The organism is Embleya sp. NPDC020886, from assembly GCF_044333915.1.
Taxonomy (GTDB): Bacteria; Actinomycetota; Actinomycetes; order Streptomycetales; family Streptomycetaceae; genus Embleya.
Map to the genome: position 1 here is coordinate 835,228 of NZ_JBIRRX010000002.1, position 17,325 is coordinate 852,552.

At 71.0% G+C, this 17,325-nt stretch carries 19 protein-coding genes; 8 read left to right on the forward strand and 11 right to left on the reverse strand.

The features are described from left to right. The first annotated feature begins 88 nt into the window (after positions 1-88). Entirely contained in the window at positions 89-433 is a 345-nt protein-coding gene (locus ACH4U8_RS10350; RefSeq protein ID WP_395776781.1) for a hypothetical protein, read from the forward strand. Between the two features lie 164 nt (positions 434-597). Here the strand turns inward: ACH4U8_RS10350 and ACH4U8_RS10355 are convergent, their stop codons facing one another. Genes ACH4U8_RS10355 through ACH4U8_RS10370 form a run of 4 tightly spaced genes read right to left on the reverse strand, consistent with a single transcriptional unit; the run spans position 598 to position 2,402 of the window. After that, entirely contained in the window at positions 598-975 is a 378-nt protein-coding gene (locus tag ACH4U8_RS10355; RefSeq protein WP_379989059.1) for a GntR family transcriptional regulator, read from the reverse strand. A gap of 4 nt (positions 976-979) precedes the next feature. Next, positions 980-1,813 (reverse strand): hypothetical protein, encoded by an 834-nt coding sequence (locus ACH4U8_RS10360; protein ID WP_395776783.1) that lies wholly within the window; start codon positions 1,811-1,813, stop codon positions 980-982. A 39-nt stretch (positions 1,814-1,852) separates the two neighbouring features. Next, the gene (locus tag ACH4U8_RS10365) at positions 1,853-2,209 is read right to left on the reverse strand and encodes a PfkB family carbohydrate kinase (RefSeq protein WP_395776785.1); all 357 of its coding nucleotides are present in this window, start codon (positions 2,207-2,209) and stop codon (positions 1,853-1,855) included. Positions 2,210-2,252: 43 nt separating this feature from the next. Then, positions 2,253-2,402 carry a hypothetical protein gene (locus tag ACH4U8_RS10370; RefSeq protein WP_395776787.1) on the reverse strand — a complete coding sequence of 50 codons (150 nt, stop codon included), beginning with the start codon at positions 2,400-2,402 and terminating at the stop codon, positions 2,253-2,255. A 407-nt stretch (positions 2,403-2,809) separates the two neighbouring features. Here ACH4U8_RS10370 and ACH4U8_RS10375 point away from each other — a divergent pair, with 407 nt between their 5' ends. After that, entirely contained in the window at positions 2,810-3,349 is a 540-nt protein-coding gene (locus ACH4U8_RS10375; protein WP_395776789.1) for an SMI1/KNR4 family protein, read from the forward strand. A gap of 499 nt (positions 3,350-3,848) precedes the next feature. Here ACH4U8_RS10375 and ACH4U8_RS10380 read toward each other — a convergent pair whose 3' ends face one another. Further along, positions 3,849-4,178: a hypothetical protein gene (locus tag ACH4U8_RS10380; protein WP_395776791.1), complete on the reverse strand. Its 330-nt coding sequence runs from the start codon at positions 4,176-4,178 to the stop codon at positions 3,849-3,851. Between the two features lie 758 nt (positions 4,179-4,936). On the opposite strand from ACH4U8_RS10380, the gene ACH4U8_RS10385 reads away from it, so the two are divergent. After that, positions 4,937-6,655, forward strand: a complete 1,719-nt coding sequence (locus tag ACH4U8_RS10385; RefSeq protein WP_395776793.1) for a hydrogenase maturation protein — start codon at positions 4,937-4,939, stop codon at positions 6,653-6,655. A gap of 536 nt (positions 6,656-7,191) precedes the next feature. On the opposite strand, the gene ACH4U8_RS10390 is transcribed toward ACH4U8_RS10385, so the two are convergent. Together ACH4U8_RS10390 and ACH4U8_RS10395 are read right to left on the reverse strand one after the other, a co-directional pair. Further along, positions 7,192-7,971: a hypothetical protein gene (locus tag ACH4U8_RS10390; protein WP_395776795.1), complete on the reverse strand. Its 780-nt coding sequence runs from the start codon at positions 7,969-7,971 to the stop codon at positions 7,192-7,194. Between the two features lie 891 nt (positions 7,972-8,862). Next, the gene (locus tag ACH4U8_RS10395; RefSeq protein ID WP_360315306.1) at positions 8,863-9,786 is read right to left on the reverse strand and encodes a ScbA/BarX family gamma-butyrolactone biosynthesis protein; all 924 of its coding nucleotides are present in this window, start codon (positions 9,784-9,786) and stop codon (positions 8,863-8,865) included. Positions 9,787-9,967: 181 nt separating this feature from the next. Here ACH4U8_RS10395 and ACH4U8_RS10400 point away from each other — a divergent pair, with 181 nt between their 5' ends. From ACH4U8_RS10400 to ACH4U8_RS10410, 3 genes are all read left to right on the forward strand, one after another. Continuing rightward, the gene (locus ACH4U8_RS10400; protein ID WP_360315304.1) at positions 9,968-10,633 is read left to right on the forward strand and encodes a ScbR family autoregulator-binding transcription factor; all 666 of its coding nucleotides are present in this window, start codon (positions 9,968-9,970) and stop codon (positions 10,631-10,633) included. A gap of 286 nt (positions 10,634-10,919) precedes the next feature. Beyond that, a complete protein-coding gene (locus ACH4U8_RS10405; protein ID WP_395776797.1) occupies positions 10,920-11,156 on the forward strand; it encodes a hypothetical protein in 237 nt (78 codons plus the stop codon). Positions 11,157-11,482: 326 nt separating this feature from the next. Next, positions 11,483-12,229, forward strand: coding sequence for an HAD family phosphatase (locus tag ACH4U8_RS10410; protein ID WP_360315300.1), 747 nt, complete (start codon positions 11,483-11,485; stop codon positions 12,227-12,229). 96 nt (positions 12,230-12,325) lie between these two features. Here ACH4U8_RS10410 and ACH4U8_RS10415 read toward each other — a convergent pair whose 3' ends face one another. Both ACH4U8_RS10415 and ACH4U8_RS10420 read right to left on the reverse strand, forming a co-directional pair. After that, the gene (locus tag ACH4U8_RS10415) at positions 12,326-12,535 is read right to left on the reverse strand and encodes a hypothetical protein (protein WP_395776799.1); all 210 of its coding nucleotides are present in this window, start codon (positions 12,533-12,535) and stop codon (positions 12,326-12,328) included. Positions 12,536-13,171: 636 nt separating this feature from the next. Beyond that, entirely contained in the window at positions 13,172-14,074 is a 903-nt protein-coding gene (locus tag ACH4U8_RS10420; RefSeq protein WP_395776801.1) for a LysR family transcriptional regulator, read from the reverse strand. Between the two features lie 188 nt (positions 14,075-14,262). Between ACH4U8_RS10420 and ACH4U8_RS10425 the strand changes: the two genes are divergently transcribed. Next, entirely contained in the window at positions 14,263-14,556 is a 294-nt protein-coding gene (locus tag ACH4U8_RS10425; protein WP_395776803.1) for a DUF1330 domain-containing protein, read from the forward strand. 242 nt (positions 14,557-14,798) lie between these two features. Here ACH4U8_RS10425 and ACH4U8_RS10430 read toward each other — a convergent pair whose 3' ends face one another. After that, positions 14,799-15,356, reverse strand: coding sequence for a CGNR zinc finger domain-containing protein (locus ACH4U8_RS10430; RefSeq protein ID WP_379989047.1), 558 nt, complete (start codon positions 15,354-15,356; stop codon positions 14,799-14,801). Positions 15,357-15,370: 14 nt separating this feature from the next. On the opposite strand from ACH4U8_RS10430, the gene ACH4U8_RS10435 reads away from it, so the two are divergent. Continuing rightward, positions 15,371-16,339 (forward strand): NAD(P)-dependent oxidoreductase, encoded by a 969-nt coding sequence (locus ACH4U8_RS10435; RefSeq protein ID WP_395776805.1) that lies wholly within the window; start codon positions 15,371-15,373, stop codon positions 16,337-16,339. A 179-nt stretch (positions 16,340-16,518) separates the two neighbouring features. Here ACH4U8_RS10435 and ACH4U8_RS10440 read toward each other — a convergent pair whose 3' ends face one another. Further along, entirely contained in the window at positions 16,519-17,280 is a 762-nt protein-coding gene (locus tag ACH4U8_RS10440) for an IclR family transcriptional regulator (RefSeq protein ID WP_360313453.1), read from the reverse strand. Positions 17,281-17,325 lie beyond the last annotated feature (45 nt).

Below are 17,325 nucleotides of genomic sequence, written 5' to 3' on the forward strand. Positions count from 1 at the left end.
TTGGCCGTGGCATGAGAGGCTCATCCCGCAGTAGTCGGCCGGCCGGTGGCACCCCCGGTCGACGGGGTGTGCGGGGCGAGGAGGGCGCGTGGGTGGGAGCGATCCGCACATCCATGTCGAGTCGAAGGTGGGCCACGACGATGCCGCCGTCCGCAACGTGCCGGCATCGACGTTCGGTCCGGTGGGTGACCTACCGAGCCTCGTCACCACCGGATGCGGAGTGCGAGTGGCTTACGCGATGACCTCGCCGCGCCCGGACAAAGTCACCTGCCTCGCTTGCCGGGAGCATGCCCGGCGGGAGCACCTGCGCGTCGCGGCGTGGGTCGAGCGCTTGGGCGGCATGCCGGGATCGACCGTCGACCCCGTCCAGGCGAAACAAGCCGCAGACCGGCATCGCGAACTCGCAGAGAAGTTCGGTGAAGCAGAGGGCTGAGCCCACACGGAACTCCTGCGGCAGCGTCACCTTGCTCCGGTGCACGGTCGTCTCGCTCACGCCCGGCACCGTAGCGCCCGCATGGGTGGTGAACACGTTGACCGGCGCCGACGGGACCCGTCGGTGCCGGCGGTGGACGTCACCTCGTCGGCGGATCCGGCCGGTTACGGCGAGGATGGTGTCGTGGTGCCGTTGGTCAGCGCGGCTCGGACGATGCGGATGGCCTCGTCGGTGTCGATGCCGGCGCCGGCGATGACGGCGGCGTACTCGGCGGCGGCGCGGCGTGCCTGTTCGCGTCCCTTCTCGCCGGCCGCGGCCACGAACGAGCCGGCGGCTCGGCGGGTCTCGATCAGCCCTGCCTCCTCCAGCTCCCGGTAGGCCCGGCCGACGGTGTTGGCGGCCAGGCCGAGGTCGGCGGCCAGACGGCGGATGGTCGGCAGGCGGGTGCCCACGGCCAGTGTGTGGCTTCGGATCTGCCGGGCGAGCTGCGCACGGAGCTGCTCGAACGGCGGGACGGGCGAGGCCGAGTCGATGACGATCACCGGTTCACCGGCCGCTCGTGGCGTGCCGCGCCACCGTGCCGCTCGGTGCGGTCCGCGCGGTGATCAGGGCGAGCGTGCCGGCGCCCAGGACGACGAAGACGAGCCAGGCGGCGTTCCACCAGCCGAGCGCGGTGTCGAACACCGACGCGATCGGCAGGCACCACACCACGGTGGGCGCGGCGACCTCGCGGGCGTCCTCGACCCGCATGATGAGGTCGGCGGTCAGCGAGACCTCGTCGTCGGCCACGACCGGGTGCGTCAGGATATGGCGCAACTGCACGACCATGCCGACCGCGACCCCGCACAGGGCGATGAGCAGGACGAGCGCCGCGTAGCGCGCGGTGGAGTCCCGCATCGTCAGGGCGGCGATCGCCAGTGCCGTCGCGCCAGCGAACGTGGCGACCGCGAACGCGGCGCGCGGCCCGCCGAGAACGGTGCGCCAGCCGAGCCGGACCGGGTGGGCGGCCCGCCGCGGCAACGTCGCGCCGGCCCGCCGGTCGACCCGCCGTACCCACCGGTCCAGCAGCGACTGGGCCAGTACCAGCCCGGCCGCCGCCGCCGTCAGGGCGAGCAACGACCAGTGGCGGTAGGGCCAGGACCCGTCGGCCGCGGCGTCGTCGGGCCGGTGGGTGACGTGGATGAGGGCCGCCACGATGATGAACGCCGCCAGCAGGACGTGGGCGGCCAGACGGGTACCTCGCCGGGCCGCCAGACGCATGGCCAGCAAGGGTGTCGGCCGGACGTCGGCTAGGCCGTGCCCGGCCAGCCACACGCCGGCCCGCTCGAGATCCGCCGGGCGCATCGACCGGGCACTGTTCGGAGTCGTTCCTTTCGGCATGACGCCTCCTTGTCTCATCTCTTGCCTCAACATGGTGCGTCAAGGCTTGCGACAAGTCAACGACGAGGCGGTCGGCAGCGGCTGCCTCACCCGCGCCGCGCGGTCGACGAACTCCGCGCCGCCTGGGCCGCGTTGGACGCCGCGATCGGCGACACCGACATCCTGCTCGACCTGTTCGGCTTCCTCGGCCTCCCGGGGCCACGAGCCGGCCGGGTCGGTGCCTACCCGGCCGAACATCGCGACCCGGCGGCCCAGTCGGGCGGCCGCGACCGCCCGGTTCACGCCCTTGCCGCCGGTCGGCCGCAGCAGGTTGCGGCCGGACACGGTCTCGCCCGGGCTCGGCAGCCGTGCCCTGTGGCGGGTGAGGCCGACGTCGAGGGAGCCGACCACCGCCATGTCCGGGGTGGTGGTCGGCCGGTGGTCCTCGGAGTTGTCGCGGTCATCGGGCTTCCTTGGGGCGCAACGCGAGGGTCTCCAATGCGGTGACCGCGGCGTAGACGAGCAGCGACACCACGACCGCCGCGACCGTGGAGGCGGCGACCGCGACCCGGAGCCACGAGCCGGCGACGGCGACCGGCGCCGGGCCCACGGGGTGGCGAGCCGCCCCGGAAGGCGCACACCGACGTAGCCGATCAGGGCGAGCGCGGTGGCGGTTGCGCCCAGTGCCCAGGTGCGCTCGACCTGCAGGGCGGACTGGGCCTGCACCATCGCCACGCCCAGGCCCGTGGTGCTTCCCATGTACTCGCCGAGCATGGTGCCCACGACCGCGGCGGGCGCGGCGATCGCAAGGCCGGCCACGATGGTGGGTAGTGCGGAGGTGACGCGCACCGGGGCGCCGCGCCCCAGCCCGAGCAACCATGGCCTCGACCCGACCCTGTCGTTCGGTCGCCAAGTCGCATTACCACGACGGCTGTTCGTGGGGCGCGACCCGGAGTCCCGGAGTCCGGTACGGATACGCGCAGCGGCTTGGTCGGTCCCGTTTGCGAGCGTGTCGTCATGACAATCGCATCGCCTGACGAGCGTCCCGACGAGGCCGTCCTGGACTTCCTGCGCTCTGCGTTCGAGCCGGGTCGGCGGGAGCCGGCTCTCGGATACGAGGCCGTCTCGACGTGGGAAGCCGAGAACGGAGCCGTGCTTCCGGAGCCGTATCGGAGTCTGGTCGCGGAGATTTCCAACGGGTCCTCGGTCGGACCGCCGGAGGACGGTGGCCTGTTGCCCCTGGGATGGCTCACGCCGGGTTGGCCCCATTGGGGCGACCGGGATCCTGCCGCGCCGTTCCCGCTCCTGGAGACCTGGGCCTGGGAGGGCGAGCCCCTCGCGGCGGACCACGACGAGCGTGTCGCCGACGTCTACGGCCATGGCTCCGTCGTGTTGGGCACCGACGATGAACTCTGCTACTGGTTGCTCGTCGTCAACGGGCCCCACCGGGGCCGGGTCCGGCTGGTCGGCGAGACGGGCGCCTACCCGTATCCGGGGCCGGAAGCCTTCGGCTTCTCGGAGTGGGTTCGACGCCGGCAAGTCGGCGACGGCTGGTGAGACCGACCGCAACAGGGAGCCCGACGCGCCGACATGCGGCAGCCTCCCGGACGGCTTGCCGGCAGCTCTGCGCCTCGTGGCCGGCACCCAGGATTCAGGAACTCGCGGTCGTCGCCCCCAACCTCACCCTCCCGGCTTCCGGGGGACGAGAAGTGCGCCGTGGACACACCCGTTTCCGTGATCCCACACGGCCCGGGCCGGGAACCGTGTCCCGCACCGGCGGACGACGTCGCGCGCTCACCGTCTTGACCGGGCCGGGGTGACCGCCGGGAGGACCACAACCGATGTCCGATCACCGGCCCAAGGTGTGCCGGTCGGGCGGTCGTCGACGTTCCGAACCCGCGTACACCGCGGGCGCGGGGTGATGCTCCGAACGGGGCAAGTCGGCGCGACACGTGATGTCGCCGGGCGGGACACGCCGGGCTCGAACACCGGGGGGCGCTATCGAGGAGGCATGACGACACCCGGTACCGACACGCCGCCCACTTCGCGCGTCCCGTCACCACGTATAGCCGTGCGATGCCGAAGCTTCGACGAACTCGCGGTCTCGGGGCTTGCCTTCGAGTGTCCCGGGGACGGCGGGCCCACGCTCGACGCCGCCCGTCGAAGGTGGGGGTGCATCCGAAATCTCTTGACCGCCGAGGAATTCACCCGCTTCCTCGCCCTCGTCACCGCCGCCAACCTGCCGGGGCAGGGCCGGCGGAACACCGATCGTTGTGTCGAAGGGAGCTCGCGGCGCGTCGTCGACGCCTTCACCGCGCACGTCGGGGAACGAACGGCGGTCACCGAGACCGTGGACACCACCCACGTGGCCCAGTTCGTCGGTCACGACCGTGACCGGAGCGTCGGGTGCGGCGGGCACCGGGACGAGGACGTACGCCAGGAACGTGGTCCTGATCTCCCGGAAGGGCCCTTCCCCGCCCAGGAGTGCGATGGTCCGGGGAGTGGTCGCCTTCGGGTTTGCCTCGGGCACCGACACCTTCGTCTCGATCGTCTTGTCCAGGACGCGGGGGAGCAGCCGGGTGCCCGAGGCGCTCTCGAAGACCTGCCGGGCACGGAGCGGGCGGTGACGGTGGTCGTCTGCGCCATGCGTTCGTCTCGGCGGGCGTCGTCCAGGACGATCTCGCGCAGGTCGGCGGTCCGACTTCCCGGTGCGAAGGCGGGATCGAGGGTGTCGGGCCTGTCTGCGGTGATCGACATGAACGCCGCGTACCGCTCGCATACCGCCGCCGGTCCGGGCGCGGCTGCGACGCGTGCGGCCCCGGAAGCGTCCCGGGCGACGTCCTCGGGCTTCGGGCGTCCCGTGGCACGACCCACGCGGCGGGTGGCCGGTCGGATGTCCGCTGCGGGCGTTGCGGTGGGACCGCAGCACAAGGTGGGCGGCGGCAGCCGCGCGGCCCACCTTCGCCCGGTGATGGCCGGCGGGTCGTCCGAGACCCTGGGGCCTTGCACGGAAGCACCCTTCCCGCAGGGACGCCCCCGGTCGGGTCGGCGGCACCTCGACCCGCCGACGTGCCCCGGGAGTCAGGCTGTCCGCAGGCGCGGGCAGGAAGTGCCGACCGCACCGGCATCGAAGGAGAGGTTCCCTTGCGCATCCTGCTGATCGCCGACGCGTTCAACAGTCTGACCCAGCGCCTGCACACGGTCCTGCGGGACCTGGGCCATACCGTCTGCGTGCAACTCGCGCTCGGCGAGCACGCACTGCGGGAGGGGGTGGACCGGACGAGTCCCGACCTGGTCCTCGCACCCATGTTGACCACCGCCGTGCCGGAGGACATCTGGTCCGCCCGGCCCGTCCTGATCGTGCACCCCGGACCGCTCGGCGACCGCGGCCCCTCGTCCCTCGACTGGGCGCTCCACGACGAAGCGCGGGAGTGGGGCGTCACCGTGCTCCAGGCGGCCGCCGAGATGGACGCCGGCGACGCATGGGCCTCCGTACCGTTCCGCATGCCGACCGGAGTGGCGAAGAGCGACCTGTACCGCGGCGAGGTCGCGGATGCGGCGGTTCAGGCAGTGCTGCTTGCGGTGGAACGATTCGCCGACCCGGACCGGACTCCCGTGGCGCTCGATCCCTCCGCCCCGGACGCCCGAGGCCGACTGCGCCCGTACCACGACCAGAGCCACCGCCGGATCGACTGGGCCGTCGACGACACCCGGACCGTGCTGCGCAAACTGCGTGCGGCGGACTCCCGCCCGGGAGTCCTGGACGAACTCCACGGCACCGCCTACTACCTGCATGGCGGTCACCCCGAGGACGAACTCCGCGATGGGACCCCGGGCCGGATCCTGGCCACCCGCGACGGGGCGATCTGCCGAGCCACCACCGACGGCGCGGTCTGGATCCCCGAACTGCGACGAAGCCGCGCGAAGGGCTCGCCACCGGCCTGGAAGCTCCCGGCGGCAGACGTCCTGGCAGCGCACCTGGCCGATGTCCCGGACGTGCCGGTGTCCCCCGAGCAGGCCGCGTATCGCGCCACGTACGCGCAGATCCGCTACACCGAGGAAGGACCGGTCGGCTTCCTGGAGTTCTCCTTCCCCGGCGGCGCCATGAGCACGAGCCAGTGCCGACGCCTGCTGGCCGCCTACCGCGCCGCTTGCACCCGGCCCACCTCGGTGCTCGTGCTCGGCCCCGAGCGGGACATCTTCTCGAACGGCATCCACCTCGGCGTGATCGAAGCCGCCACCGACCCCGTGTCCGAGTCATGGTCCAACATCACCGCCATGAACGATCTGGTCGAGGCCGTCCTGACCACGACCGACCGGCTCACCGTCGCCGCCCTGCCCGGCAGCGCGGCGGCCGGCGGCCTGATGCTGGCTCTGGCCGCCGACGAGGTCTGGTGCCGCGAAGCGGCCGTCCTCAACCCGCACTATCGGCTGATGGGCCTGCACGGATCGGAGTACTGGACCTACACCCTGCCCCGCCGCGTCGGCGCCGAGACCGCCCACCGATTGACCACCGAGGCCCTCCCGCTGAGCGCATCCCGGGCCGAGTCCCTGGGCCTGATCGAAGCCTCGGTCCGGGACACTCCGGCCGGGTTCCGCACCCGGGTGGCCCGTCACGCCGCCGAACTGGCCGCATCCGACTCGACAGCCGCCCGCCTGGGTCGCAAGAAGCAACGGCTCGAGGAGAACGAGGGCACCCGCCCGCTGGCGTCCTACCGCGCCGCCGAACTCGATGAAATGGCCCGCAACTTCCGTGGCGGCCCGGGCGAACGCCACCCGGAGCTGCGCCGGGCCTTCGTGCTCAAGACCCGACCGCTGCATACCCCCGACCACCTCACCCGGCTCTGCGCTCCACCGTGCTGACCCGCAGGCCCGCTTCCTGACCTCCGGCAGCCGTCGACGTGCTCCTCGGCGCTTTGGGGCGAGGCGTGCCGCCGAGCCCCGACGGGGACGTCTGCCGGGGCGGGGCCGTCGCTGCAAGGACGGCTGAGCGGTGGAACCGGCCTCGATCGCGGACCTGTTGATGTCGACGGGCCGTATGCCGGCGGCAGGGGAGCAGGCGTTCCGCGATGTCGACCGCCCATTTCCAGCCGGACCGGAACGCGGCCATCGGTATGCGAGAGGGCGGCGCCGAGGGGCGTCGGTGTTGTAACTGCGTGGTCGCGCCCGGCCGGTGCCCTGGGTGTGGTGTCGGGCAGGGTGGGGCAGCCGGGCGGGCGCAAATACCGTCGCGTCTGCACGGCGCCGTCCGCGACCTCGGCGGCGGTATCGCCCGCCGGATGGACGCCACGTCGTTGCCGGCGGGACCACCGACTGCGGCGTGCGGGAATCCGTCGTCCCCTCGCAAGCGTATTCGGCCGGACTCCGCCTCCGGCGGGGCGTCCGGGCGCGGGGTCCCGTTACCTCGACGGCCGGCACCCCGTGAGTTCCTGCCACCGGTCACACGCTTCGCTCAGCCCGGCCAGGGCCTCCTTGCGACGGCTGTCGCGGCCTCGACCGGTCAGTACCTGCGACAGATGCCGACGGGCCTCCTCCAGAGCCGCGGTGTCCTGCCGGGCCTCGTCCAACTTTTCCTGCCTCCGTTCGAGCCACGCGGGCAGGTGGGACCGGAAATCGTTCTCGGCCGCCACGGCGTTCTGGATCGCCACCGCGAAGTCGCGCACCCGTTCCTCGTCGAAGAGCCGCACGTTCTCCGCCTCCTCCACCGAACCGGGTGCATGACGATGGGGGTACTTGGCCCGGTGCACCCTGCCATCGGGCCGCGTCAGGTAGACGGAATGGGTCAGTGCTCCGGACTCGAAGCGTGCCTGGAGGCCGGCGAGCGGAATCGTCCCCGCGCGGGACGAGACCACCGCGTGCTCGTACAACACGAGTTCCCCGACTCGCTCCTTCCGGTGCACGCCCAGGCCCGGGTCGCGAAGATCCTCGACCGCGCGCTCCAGCGTGTCCAGCCGCCGGTCGTGCCGGGCGCTCTCCGCCTCGACCCGTTTCCGCGCGGCCGTCTCCAACCTGCCGAGCGCCTTCTCCACGTCACGCAACTCCCGCCGTGCCCGGGCCAGATCCTCCCGATCGCTCGCGTAACCCGCGCCGAAGGCGAAAGCCCACCCTCCGGGATACCTGCTCCGCCACCAGGTCACCAGAACCGCACCGCCGAGCAGCACGAACAGAACCGCGCGCACGCCTGCCACCCCACCCCTCCTCAGCCCTCGTCCGTCGCATCCGCTCTGTCATACCGTCCGGAATCCGACGACGTGAGCGAATCCGCCGAGAATGCAGCCGCACGAGAGCCCACCCCGATTCCCGGCCCACCGGACCGAGGCGGCGTGGCTCGGCGGCGGGAGGACACGGCCGAGCCCGTACGACGATCGGTGCGAGGTAGGCGTGGGCTGCCGAGTCACGACGGCGTCGGGGCGTCGGCGGTTCGAATGGATGCCGGTATCGCGCATCTCGCCTTCGCCGAGCCGGCGTTCGACGTCGGTGTCGTGTCGGGGCGGTGCGGCCCGGGGTCGTTCCCGTCACCGCACGCCTGGCTGCGGTGACGGGCCGGGCGATGGCAGGGCCGCGTCGGCCCTGCCTCGTCGCGGTGTTCGGCGGCGTGGTGAGAAACGACGGCCGCCCTGCGAACAAGGCTGCTTCGACGTCGAATGCGATGGCGTCGGGCTCGGCCCCGTGGGCTTGCTCGATCGCATACCCGGGCCTGCCGGCGGGGCCGGTACGGAGTCGGAGTCGGAGTCGGCGCCTTGGCGCAGCTCGCGTTCGGCGAGCGCGCACGTGGCGAAGCCGGGCGAGAGGTTGCCGGTGTCGGAGGGCGCGCCAGTGCGAGAGAGTGCCACCCGGCAGGTTCAGGGCACACGCGTCGAGCTTCTTCAACCCGTGGTCGACGGGCTTCCCGCAGAGCCGGGTGGCCGCCGCGTTTTCCATGTCGCGGACGTTAACGCAGGTGCGTTAATCATTCCGGGGTCCGGCGATTCCCGTGACGTACGGCCGCCGTGACCCTGTCTCGAAGCCGGGAATGGTGCCTCGGCACCCGTTCCCTGTGGCGAGGCGGTCACGCGGTGTCGGGCGGCGCCTCATCGGTAGCGCAGTGCGCCCGCGGCCGTGTGGCTCGCTCCCTGCCGGAAACGAAACGATGCCTGCCGACCGCGGTGCAGGAGGCACTCGACCCGGGCCGGCGGATCGAACTCGGTGAAGTGCGGGGTACGCAGTCGAAACGCGGTCGGCCGCAACAACTCGCCGTCGCTCAGGAACGCGATCGCCTGCCGGGCGGCCTCGACGAGCACCATTCCGGGCACGTGGTCGCCGGTGTGGTCGAAGAAGAACGGATGCAGGTGGTCGGCCGGATCCAGCTCCAGGGTCCCGCCGTCGCTGTGTGCGAGCAGCACGTCGCGGGGCAGGACCGCGTCCACCGCCTCCGGCGTCGGTCTACGGCGCGATCGAGGCGCTTGCGGCCTCGGGTACGCGCCGCGCAGAGCCGCGTACGTACCCGCGTCCAGAAATCGCGCATTGCCTCCCGCGCGAGCGAAGGTCGTGACGCCGGCCGAGAGGCGAATGCGCAGTCGCAGCCCCCTCAGTCCGTGCCCGTCGTGGGCGGGGCGCAGGTCGTCGACCTCCGCCAAACAGGTGATATCGGTGGCGCCGCTCTGCAAACGCGGCTCCATGGCGATGTCGACACCGTAGAAAAGGTCCTTGATCAGAAAGTGCGCTTCCAAGGGCACCGAGAAGAACTGCGACGGGATGAAGATCCCCAGTTGGCGAAGGGTTTCCACGATCATCAGCCGACTGTGTCCGCCGTCGCCGACCGGCCGGAACGTGGGATGCGAGCGAGGCCATTGGGCCGCCGTCAAAAAGGACGCCTCCGCGAGGCGCACCACATCGGTCAGCAACACCTCGGCCACCGAGGTCCGGTGTACCGACTCTCGTGCCACGGTGCGCGACCAGCTCAGCGGTCTCACCGAGAGACCCGAGGACGCCGCGCCGCCGCCAAAGGTAGTCATGAATACAAGCAGAACCCACAGGTCGGGAAGGTGCACGTCGTCCTCTCGCCGTGCATCGCGCGGCATCGAACGCGCCTGGAACAGCCGGCGATCGACGTGCTGTCGTGTGGCGTCGGGCATCCGCGGACACGAGCCGCGACAGCACCAGTTTCCACGAAGATATCCGAGCCGGAGGTGGCACGTGCAGGCACGGGCAGGAACGACTCGCCAATCCCTTTTGGAGACGGCGGCACGTCTGTTCCACGAGCGGGGCTTCGCCGGGACGAGCATCAGTGACATCGGCAACGCGTCCGGGCTCACCAGCGGCGCCATCTATTTTCACTTCTCCAACAAGGACGCCCTCGCCCGCGCGGTCGTCGAGGCGCACTTCGCCACTTGGCCGGAGCTGATCGAACGGCAAAGCCCGGCGGACGCGCCCGCGTTGGAGGGCCTGGTGCGGCTGAGCTTCGCGGTGGCCCGGGCCTATCGCGACGATCCGGTGGTCCGCGGCGGAGCGCGGCTGTGGGGAGAACGCTACGCCATCGACGCGATACTGCCGACTCCCTTCGTGGGCTGGATCGCCCACGCCCGCGCGCTGTTGGATCGGGCGCGGGAGGAGGGCGAGTTGGCGGAGCGCGTCGATCCGGCGGCGGCCGCCCGCTCGATCATCCACGCCTTCTTCGGTATGCACACCGTCTCCGACGCGCTCTCCGGCCGTGCCGACATCGAGGACGACCTGACCGATCTGTGGCGCCTGCTCCTGCCCGCCCTGCTCGCCGATCCGGGGCGCGCGGAGGAGGCCCTGGCCGGTGCGACGGGCGCCGCCGAGGGCGAGGCCGCACCGAGGATTCGCGTGGAGGCCGAATAGCCGGGGATCACGGGTTGCGGGGCCGGTGCCCGGTTCGGCCGGGCAACGTCCCTCCTCCGAGTTCGGCCGGGCAACGTCCCTCCTCCGATGGCCGCCGGGACCTCTCCCGAGTAGTAGGCGGAGAGCCGGTTCGACGCGAGGAAACACGTGGAGGCCGCGATCTCTTCCGGGTGCGCGGCGCGGCCCACGGGAGTCCGTTGTCCGAAGGAAGTGATCCCGTTCCGGGGGGTACGTCGCGGGAATCAGCGGGGTCCACACCGGTCCAGGGGCGACTCGGTCGACCGTGATGCCGCGCTCCCGGAAGGACTTCCATCAGACCCCGCTGGAGTCCGCGACCCGGTGCGACGCCCACATCCGACGTTTTCGGGTGGCGGTGGCACAGGACGCCGTCGACCACATCGACGCCGAACCGGCCCGAGCGGCCCTGCGGATGATGCGCCGCAACATGCACGCCGACGTCCGCCCGTGGTGCCGCCTCGACCTCGGCGCGTTGCCGGCATCGGCGTCGCACGGGGCGATGTGACGATGACCCGGTTCGGGGACGGGCCGGCTTTCGGTGACCCGGCCACCCGCGAGGCGATGGAACGCTCGGTGTCGCGCATGCTCGACGGCTCGCATCGGGGCCGGGGCCGGGGCCGGTAGGCCGACGCCGGGCCACGCCGACCCGCGACACGCTGACGTACCGTGGTTATTTGAATACAAAGCGTATTCGACTTAGCGTAATGATCGTTATGTTTCGGGCCGGCGTCGTACGCGGGAGCCCCTTCGGAGGAACGTGCCCGCACCGCCGCCTCTGGACTTCGCGCGGGCGCCTTCGGGGCCCGCTCCTCTCGATCGGACGGCTCATCGATGACAGGCAACTCCCTTCTCTCCTGGACCCCGGCGGCCATCGTCTTCGACTGCGACGGAACCCTGATGGACAGCGAATGCCACTGGGTGGAGGCGCGCGAACTCGTCCTTCGCGGATACGGCGTCACGACTCCGAGCGACTTCGGCGAACGCACCAAAGGTTTGCATTTCACCGAATGCGGACGGGTCATGTCCGAAGTGGCGGGCCTGTCGGCCGACCGTGCCGACCAAGTGACGGAGCAACTCCTCGACCACTTCCGCAAGTTGGTCGCGGCCGATCCCGTGACGATTCCCGGAGCGACCGAATTCGTGGGCCTGGTCTCGCACTTCGCACCCCTTGCCGTGGCGAGCAACTGTCCCCGTGACGTGGTGGAGTCGGGGCTGTCCCACGCCGGACTGCTCCCGCGCTTCGTCGACATCCTGGTCCCGGACGGGGACCTTCGCCCCAAGCCCGACCCGGACCTCTATCTCGCGGCCACCCGAGCCTGCGGCGCCGCTCCCGCCGTGACCCTGGCGGTGGAGGACTCGTACTGCGGCATCCTCTCCGCGACGCGTGCGGGCCTGCGCGTCCTGGGTGTGGGTCCCGACCCTCGCGACGAGGAACTGGCGCTCGTCGACCTGTGGGTGCCCACGCTGGCCGACGCCGACCTCCTCCACTGGGCCACGACCCGCGAGAGTCTGCCGGAGTCGTACGTACCGGCGGCCGGCGGGGCAATCCGGGCAACCGCAGCCGCCGTGGCGCGGTGACCACGCGGCGGTAGCGCCGACGCGCCCGACGGCGCCGCCCGGCGCGGCAGGACCGACCGCTTCCCGGCGCGGCCACATCCCCGGGTCATGCTCGAGCTACCCCGCGTACAGCGCCGCGGGGTGGCCGACCATGAGCCACGCGCTCTGCAAGGCGGGCACGGCGAACGAGACCGCGTGCGCGCGGCAGAAGCCTTCTCCGAACCAGAGGATCTGGTCGAAGAGTTGGCCACGTTCGGGAGACGGGCGGCGAGGTGCCGGGGCATCATGAGCCGTAAGCGGAACGCCCACTCCCAAGGGAGCGCTCACGCGGACGGCTTCCTCGGCCCGTCGACGTCAGGACTTACGTCGGCTGCCGGTAGACCGAACTTCGAGCACGTGCCGCGCACGAATCGCGTTGGCCCGGCACGGAATCGGCTCATGGCGATGGCGGACACGCCTCCGGTGGTCCATAGCCTCGCCATGGCTTTTTCGAGAGGCCGGAGCACTCTGTCCGATGGGACCCGCTGTGGCGGATGTCCTCTCGGTGGTTGCCGGCGTCCGCAGAGCTCTGAGCTCTGCAATTACCCCGGCAGTCGAACTGCGTCGAACAAGGTCGCGTCGCGACGACCAGGGCGAGGTGCCTGAGCCTGAGAGCGATGGTTCCTCGTCCTGATCAATCATCCAGGGTGCCCGGCAGGGGTCAGGCAAGTCAGGCAAGTACTCCGGAGCGAACCTGCCTGACTGATATCCAAGGGTCCGTTGGGCAAGTTCGTGGTCTTCGCCGCGGTGTACGACTCGGGGACCGGACCCGTGGCCATCATCGGATGCCGACCCGCCGGCGTAGCGAGGTCGTTGTCGGACATTCGGCAAGACCGCCGTCGTCGTCATCACCGCGAAGTCCGCCGGGCGCAGGGTCTTCGGCCTCGCCACCGCAGGCGTCCGTCTCGCTTTGTTTCTTGCGCGTCAGTCCGGCAGCCAGTGCAGCTCGTGCGCCAGGGTTTTGGCGACGTCACGGATGCGGCGGTGTAGTGGCGACTGCTCGCGTGGGAGGACCAGGTGGATCGTCAGGCCGGGCGCGCCCCGCAGCGGTCGCCAGGTGAGATCGGCCGGTTGTGCGGTGGCCGCGGCTTCGCCGGCCGGGGCGAGGGTGACCCCGTCGCACAGGTCGCGCTGAGACATGTCGAACGAGACTGCGGGCGTGTGGAATCGGGGGTGCGGTCGAGTGTCCCGGAACAGTGCGGACAGCTGATCGTGGATCACGGGGTTGGCCGTACGGTCCGGGAGTCGCAGCGGATACGCGGCCGCTTCGGCGATCTCGATCTCCGGGTGTTCGGCCAACGGATGGTGCTGCGCCAGCCGGACCCCCACGCGCTCACGCCGCAGCAGGAACCGGCGCACACCACGGCCCGGCTGTTCGCCGCGGGTGATCCCGGCATCGATGCGGCCGTCGGCGACCGCGGGGGAGATCTCCGGTGTCGCCATCGGGACCGCGCCGACCTCGAGTCCGCTGTTGCCGCGAATGAGCCTGTCCACCAGGGCCGGTGCCGTCTCGGCCCCGGTGCTGAGGCTGTATCCGATGCGCAGCGTGCCCAGTTCACCGGCCGCCGCGCTCCGGGCGGTGTCCCACGCCCGGTCCAGTGCCGCCAGCGCGGGCGGCGCGGACTCCGCCAAAGCCGCACCGGCCGTGGTCAATACGACGCTACGCGTGTTGCGGACCAGCAGGGCCGTACCGAGTTCCGCCTCCAATCGGCGCATCCGGGCGCTGAGTGCGGGCTGTGCGATTCCGATCCGTGCGGCCGCGCGGGTGAAGTTCAACTCCTGGGCCAGCACCAGGAAGTAGCGCAGGCTCACCGTATCCGGCGCCACGTGCCCTCCCTGCCGATTGATAACGATCCGTTCTGAGTCTATCCCGCACCGGTCTTTCCCTCGATGGCACATCGAGCCCTAACCTGCGCATATGACGATCCAGCCGACCGCAGTACCGGTCGGCGGGATCGATCGATCCGAGTGTCGATTCGAAGTCGGACGCGTCCGGCCGAACACAGGAGGTTTCCATGGCCAAGGGCTACTGGGTCAGTGTCTACCCCGCCATTTCCGACCCTGAGGCGCTGACCGCCTACGACAAGCTGGCCGGTCCGGCCGTCCGGGCCGGGGGCGGGCGCACCCTGTCCCTCGGCAGTCGAGTCGTCGCCCACGAGGCCGGAATCACGCAACGCGTCGTCCTGATCGAGTTCGACAGCTTCGAACAGGCCGTCGCGGCATACGAGAGCGAGGCATACCAGAAGGCCCTGGTGGCCCTCCCCGACGGCGTCGAGCGCGACTTCCGCATCATCGACAGCATCGACTGACCGGCGGGCCCGGCCGTCGCCGAGCATCCGGAGTCAGCGCCTGAGCGCGAGCCGGGCGGGTGCCGCTCGGCGAACCCCGCAGCACCTTCCCGAACCATCCGTCGGCGTCGGCCGGCTCCATATCCCACGGCGGCCGACCCAACCAGGCCCGCATCCGGTCCAGGTGCCCGACGTCCCCGCGGATGGTGCCGTCCGCGAGCCCTGCCGAGGCTGGCGCGAGTACGAACCCGGCGAGCCCGCGCCTAGCGTGCGGCGAGGCGGGACTTCTTGACTTTGTTGCCGCAGGTGTTCATGGAGCACCAGCGGCGGTTCGCTCCACGGCTGGTGTCGAGGAAGAGGCCGGCACACCCGGAGCCCTCGCAGGTCTTGATGTGGCTGCGATGGGGGCCTCCGATGGCCTGGATCGCATCATTGGCCAAGACGCCCAGGGCATCGGCGACGGGAGCCGTCTCGGTCAGGCGCCAGTGGGCGTTGCCACCTTCAAGGGCGATGGTGGCGTGTCCAGCGGCGGCCGAGGCATTGATCGTGTCGATGTCGGAGGCGTCAGGGCTGGTTCGCTGTGCGGTTGCGGCGCCGATTCGGTAGATGGTCTCACGGAGTTCAAGGGCCCGGCTCAGTTCGGCCGAGGTGAGTTCGCTGCCTGTGCCAAGTCCGTTGACGTCCAGCCACAGCCCCAACCGGGCGGGGTCGTGCAGTCGTTCCACGGGAGTGTCGCTCGCGCGATCGCTGACCGTCGCGGTGAAGCGGAACGCCAGGACCTCGTTGTCCAGCCGGAAGGCTCGCCGCGCTTCCTTGCTCATGTCGGACCTCCATCGTGACCATCAACACTCCAGTGAACCGTCTCAGCCGGTTCGACACGATCGTATCCCCATGCCAGAATCTGAACCGTCTCAGGCGGTTCAACGAAGGGGAGATTCGCATGAGCGACGTCGCCGTCATCGGCCTCGGTGCGATGGGACGTCCCATCGCACGCAACCTCTTGCGGGCCGGCCACGAGGTCACCGTATGGAACCGCTCCGACGGGCCCGCCGACGAGCTGGTCGCCGCCGGTGCCCGACGAGCAGCTTCCGTCTCCGATGCGCTCCAGGCACCGGTGGTCTTCTCGGTTCTCTCGAACGACCAGGCCGTTGCCCAGACCTTTCTCGACCCCGGCGTCCTCGCCGACACTCCGGCCGGCACTGTTCACGTCAACCTGGCAACGGTGAGTACGCGCTTGGCCCGTCGTGCCGCCGAAATCCATGCCGAGCACGGTGTCGGCTATGTCGCGGCCCCGGTTTTCGGCAGGGTGCCCGTCGCCGAAGCCGGAGCCCTCAATGTTCTCGCCGCGGGCGCCCCCGCCCTGATCGACCGGGTGCAGCCGTTCTTCAACGTGATCGGCTCCCGCACCTGGCGCCTCGGTGACCAGCCGGAACAGGCCAACCTCGTCAAGATCCTCGGCAACTACCTCATTGCCTGTTCGATCCAATCCCTCGGTGAGGCGATCAGTCTCGCCGAGAGCACCGGGGTGGATTCCGGGCACCTCGTGGAGCTGCTGACCTCGACGCTGTTCCCGGGCCCGGTGTACTCCTCCTATGGCGCGCTGATCGCCGAGCGCCGCTACCGGCCGGCCGGGTTCACGACCATCCTCGGTCGCAAGGACCTCCACCTCGCACTTGCTGCGGCGCAGGAACACGACGTCCCGCTGCCCATGGGTGAGCTGCTGCGTGGGGTCTTCGAGCAAGCCATCGCCGCCGGACACGGCGAGGACGACTGGGCCTCCATCGCGCAGCAGCAGCGTCGGTAGGCGAGACCCTGTGGGTGTCTCCATCGAAGAACGGCGCCCCTCGCCCAAGGAGCCGGCGGCGCTCCGCCTTGTTGCACCAGCCGTGCCCAAGGGTCCCCGAGCGCGTCCCATCCGCCCGGGGCGGACCGTCCGAATTCCGTATGGTCCGCCGTCCCGGGCGGATTGCGGGCAGGTACGGGTCAGGACAGCGCGCCCCGGCGCGCGAGGACGCCGCCCAAGGCGGTTGCCGCAGCGCGCAGCGCGGCAATGTGGGTCTCGGGGCGGAAGCGGGGGCTGGGCCCGGCCACGCTGATCGCCGCGATGGGTTCGTCGTCCGGGCCCAGGACGGGCGCGGCCACGCACACCAGGCCGACTGCGGACTCCTCGTACTCGAACGCGACGCCGTTTTCCAGCACGGCGTGCAACTGCCGGCGCAGCAGCCCCGGCGCGACCACGGTGTGCGGGGTGCGCCGCTCCGGCGGCCCGGCGAGCACGGTGCGCCGCAGGTCGTCGTCGCCGTACGCGAGCAGCGCCTTGCCGATCGCGGTGCAGTGCATCGGCATCCGGCCGCCGACCCGGGAGGGGCTGCGCGCCTGGCGATGTCCGCCGATCTTGGCGATGTACACGACGTCGGTGCCCTCGCGCACGCCGAGGTGGACGATCTCGTGGGTGCGTTCGTACAGGTCCTGGAGGAACGGCATGGCCAATTCGAGCAATCCGCGTTCGACCGATGCCCGCATGCCGAGCTCGAACAAGGCGCCGCTGAGCCGATAGCCCCCCGGCAGCCGGTCCAGCAGTCGCAGCGCCACCAACTCCCCGGTGAGCCGGTGCACGGTGGCCTTGTGCAGGCCCGTACGGCGCACCAACTCCGCGAGCGGGACGGCGCGGTCGTGGACGGTGAACGCCTCCAGGATGGCGGTCGCCTTGCTCAGGACGCTGTTGCGGTCGGGGGCGGCGGGCATCCGCCCAGTGTATCGCTGAGCGAGACGCTTCGATTGTGGTGGCCT

Bases quoted from the DNA above. Each gene is read 5' to 3' on its own strand.
- ACH4U8_RS10360 (WP_395776783.1), bottom strand. From the start codon at position 1,813: ATGCCGAAAGGAACGACTCCGAACAGTGCCCGGTCGATGCGCCCGGCG.
- ACH4U8_RS10365 (WP_395776785.1), bottom strand. From the start codon at position 2,209: ATGGCGGTGGTCGGCTCCCTCGACGTCGGCCTCACCCGCCACAGGGCA.
- ACH4U8_RS10375 (WP_395776789.1), top strand. From the start codon at position 2,810: ATGACAATCGCATCGCCTGACGAGCGTCCCGACGAGGCCGTCCTGGAC.
- ACH4U8_RS10395 (WP_360315306.1), bottom strand. From the start codon at position 9,786: ATGACTACCTTTGGCGGCGGCGCGGCGTCCTCGGGTCTCTCGGTGAGA.
- ACH4U8_RS10405 (WP_395776797.1), top strand. From the start codon at position 10,920: ATGCCGCGCTCCCGGAAGGACTTCCATCAGACCCCGCTGGAGTCCGCG.
- ACH4U8_RS10410 (WP_360315300.1), top strand. From the start codon at position 11,483: ATGACAGGCAACTCCCTTCTCTCCTGGACCCCGGCGGCCATCGTCTTC.
- ACH4U8_RS10425 (WP_395776803.1), top strand. From the start codon at position 14,263: ATGGCCAAGGGCTACTGGGTCAGTGTCTACCCCGCCATTTCCGACCCT.
- ACH4U8_RS10430 (WP_379989047.1), bottom strand. From the start codon at position 15,356: ATGAGCAAGGAAGCGCGGCGAGCCTTCCGGCTGGACAACGAGGTCCTG.
- ACH4U8_RS10440 (WP_360313453.1), bottom strand. From the start codon at position 17,280: ATGCCCGCCGCCCCCGACCGCAACAGCGTCCTGAGCAAGGCGACCGCC.